General features: G+C 79.8%; 2 protein-coding genes. Both read right to left on the bottom strand.

What is annotated here, in order from left to right; translation table 11 throughout:
- Positions 1-195 (bottom strand): hypothetical protein (locus tag ABD067_RS12595; protein WP_343895653.1); only part of this gene is annotated, 195 nt, incomplete at its 3' end.
- Positions 192-620 (bottom strand): type II secretion system F family protein (locus ABD067_RS12590; protein WP_343895652.1); only part of this gene is annotated, 429 nt, incomplete at its 5' end. The genes ABD067_RS12595 and ABD067_RS12590, both read right to left, overlap by 4 nt.

Raw genomic sequence — 620 nt, 5'->3', positions numbered from 1 at the left:
CCGCGCGGCGGGCGGCGCGTCGGGCAGGACGGCGGAGCCGCCGGCCACCGTGGGCAGGCCGGCGCCGGTCGCCTCGCCGCGCTGCTGCAAGCGGCGCATGGCGTCGTCGAAGGCCGCTTGGCCGCCTTGGCGCGGCCCGTCGCAGCCGGCGAGGGCGAGCGCCGCCGCGAGCAGGGCGGAGGCCGGGCGCCTCATCGCGCGCCCAACGCGGCGGAGTTGGCGCCGAGGATGGCGTCCAGCGTCGCCAGCACGATGCCGCCGACCAGGGCGCCGAGCAGCAGCGTGACGCCGGGCACCAGCAGCGCGAGCAGCCGCTCCACGGCGCGGTCCATCTCTTCCTCGTGGATCACCGCCACTTCCCCCAGCATCTCGCGCAAGCGCCCCCCTTCCTCGCCGACGCCGACCAGGGTGACGGCCAGCTTCGGCAAGGCCCCCTCTTCCGCGAGCGCGGCGGCGAGGCGCCCGCCGGCCGAGACCCGCGCGGCGGCGCGATCCAGCGCGGCCGAGACGGCGGCGTTGCCGGCCGCGGCGGCGGCGTGGCCGAGCGCCTCGGTCAGGGGCACCCCGGCGCCGAGCAGCGTCCCCAGCACGCGCGCGACCCGCGCCGTGGCGTCGGTGCA

Origin of the sequence: Craurococcus roseus, from assembly GCF_039523795.1 — a bacterium.
Classification (GTDB): Bacteria; Pseudomonadota; Alphaproteobacteria; order Acetobacterales; family Acetobacteraceae; genus Craurococcus; species Craurococcus roseus.
This window is presented reverse-complemented; position numbering and strand designations above follow the sequence as displayed.